Annotated in this window: 2 protein-coding genes; both read left to right on the forward strand. The window is 59.2% G+C overall.

The window, feature by feature from the left end:
• Positions 1-285 precede the first annotated feature (285 nt).
• Positions 286-1,497, forward strand: a complete 1,212-nt coding sequence (locus Q7U76_00050) for a sensor histidine kinase (protein ID MDO8354771.1) — start codon at positions 286-288, stop codon at positions 1,495-1,497.
• A 17-nt stretch (positions 1,498-1,514) separates the two neighbouring features.
• Positions 1,515-2,165 carry a response regulator transcription factor gene (locus Q7U76_00055; GenBank protein MDO8354772.1) on the forward strand — a complete coding sequence of 217 codons (651 nt, stop codon included), beginning with the start codon at positions 1,515-1,517 and terminating at the stop codon, positions 2,163-2,165.
• Positions 2,166-2,279: the final 114 nt, after the last annotated feature.

The raw sequence follows: 2,279 nt of genomic DNA on the forward strand, positions 1-2,279 counted from the left end.
GGCAGTGTCTCGACCAGGGTGGTGCAGCACAGTTCCTGCTCTGTCCTTGTCGTGAGATAGTAGCGGAGTCATCCTCGTCTATTCGGGAGGGGGAGTACTGTCCTTTTGTTGCGGACAGTCCTCCTTCCTCCATGTTGTTGCTCACCAAACCTCTGCCTGAACATGTTTTGAGGGCCGTTCTCCTCGTGCTGGCACCGTGCTGACGAAGCCTTGTTGTGTCGGATTGTCTATTGCCGGTAGGATATCCAGCGGGAAGGCCGACCTCCTGCATATCTGAGTGTACCTATGAGCCCACGGAAATCCCCTCAAAACCCGCCGACCAGCGTCAAATCTGGGAAGCGAGTCACGGCAGCGAGTCCATCGAGGCCTGGTATCCCCATCCAGGTTCAAAAAGGAGAAGAAGCGCAACAAGAGCTCTTGCACCGCCTCAGGGAACGAGTGAAGGAGCTGACGGCCCTGCACGGAATTGTGCGGGTGCTTCAAGGCAGCACGAAGCCGCTGAATGAGATCTTCCGAGAAATTGTGACCCTCATTCCATTGGCCTGGCAATATCCTGAGGTCGCGGCGGCGCGTATCCGGTTTGAAGGACTGATTGTGGCGACACCCTCTTTTCGGGAAACGGCGTGGATGCAGCGGGCTCCGCTCGTGACCGCGAAGGGCATGAGCGGCTCCATCGAAGTTGTGTATCTGGAGGAGAGGCCGAAAGAGCGTGAGGGGCCATTTCTTCTCGAAGAACGACTGCTCATTGATTCGCTGACCGACAGCGTCTCGTCCTTTCTCACGCGGCGGGAGGCCGAGGAGTCTTTGCGGGCGGCCCACGCGCAACTACAGACTCTATCCCGCCAGCTCATGCAGGTACAGGAACGGGAGCGCAGGCAACTCGCGCATGATCTCCACGACGAAATCGGGCAGGCCGTGACCGCGATCAAGATGAATCTCCAGACCATGCAGCGGGTTGCCGATACGTCTGCTGTTCAGGAGAGCTTAAGCGACAGTCTGGGGATGTTGGACAAGATTCTTCAGCGAGTCAGGGATCTGTCTTTGGATTTACGCCCCTCGCTGCTGGACGATCTCGGGTTAGTGCCGGCGGTCCGCTGGTATGTCGAGCGTCAAGCGCAGCGGGCAGGTCTGGTTGCCGAGGTTGAGGCTGAGCACGTGCCGCAGGATCTGGAACCGGACCTGGCTGTGGCCTGTTTTCGGATCGTTCAGGAGTCGATCACCAATATCCTGCGTCATGCGACGGCGACAACGATTCATGTGGACTTGCGACGGACAGATCAGTGGCTGGATCTCTGTATCAAGGACGACGGGGTCGGCTTTAGCCGACGGGAGCCGTCGGCCCAAGCCGCCAATCGCCCGAGCCTTGGGTTGCTTGGGATGCAGGAACGGGCACAGGCGTTGGGTGGAACCATCACGATTCAGTCCTTGCCGGGTCGGGGGACGGAAGTTCGCGTGAGGATTCCGCTCCGGTCCTCTGGGGCAACGGAAGACGAATAGAGAGGCTGAGACGCACTATGCCGATTCGAGTCATGTTGGCCGACGATCATATCCTGATCCGAGCAGGTCTCCGCGCCCTGCTGCAGACCTTGCCGAACATCTCGGTCATCGGGGAAGCCAGTAGCGGACATGAGGCGGTCGAGGTCGTGGCCCGTGACCAGCCGGATGTGGTGCTGATGGATATTGCGATGCCGGGGTTGAACGGCTTGGACGCGGCAGCCCGCATCGTCAAACGATGGCCGGGAGTTCGGGTCATTATTCTCTCGATGCACGCGAACGAAGAATATGTCGGACAGGCGCTCGATGCCGGGGCCACCGGCTATCTCCTCAAAGGTGCGGAGCCCGCTGAGCTGGAATTGGCCCTCAAGGCCGTGATGCGCGGCGAGACGTACTTGACGGCCAGTGTGTCGAAGCCGCTGGTGGATGAATATGTGGCCCGGCGGAAAGATCAAGCTGGGCCTCTTCATGATCTCACTTCTCGTCAACGGGAAATCCTGCAATTGATCGCGGAGGGCAATTCGACCAAAGCGATTGCCCACAAGCTGAACCTGAGCATCAAAACGGTTGAAACCCACCGGAGCGAACTGATGCGCCGGCTCGACATCCATGATGTGGCGGGACTGGTTCGCTACGCGATCAAAACGGGCCTTGTCACGTTGGGAACCTAGCAGGCTGTCGATAAAGGCCGTCAGCGGCGTTCTCGACTCATCGAAATCCTCAACGGGGACCCGGCCGCCTCACCACTCGGCGGCGCGCACAAACGTGGTGCTCCTTATTCGTCG

It is taken from the genome of Nitrospirota bacterium, assembly GCA_030645475.1.
Lineage (GTDB): Bacteria > Nitrospirota > Nitrospiria > Nitrospirales > Nitrospiraceae > Palsa-1315.

Coding starts and splice junctions, on each gene's coding strand:
- Q7U76_00050 (MDO8354771.1), top strand. CDS start 286: ATGAGCCCACGGAAATCCCCTCAAAACCCGCCGACCAGCGTCAAATCT.
- Q7U76_00055 (MDO8354772.1), top strand. CDS start 1,515: ATGCCGATTCGAGTCATGTTGGCCGACGATCATATCCTGATCCGAGCA.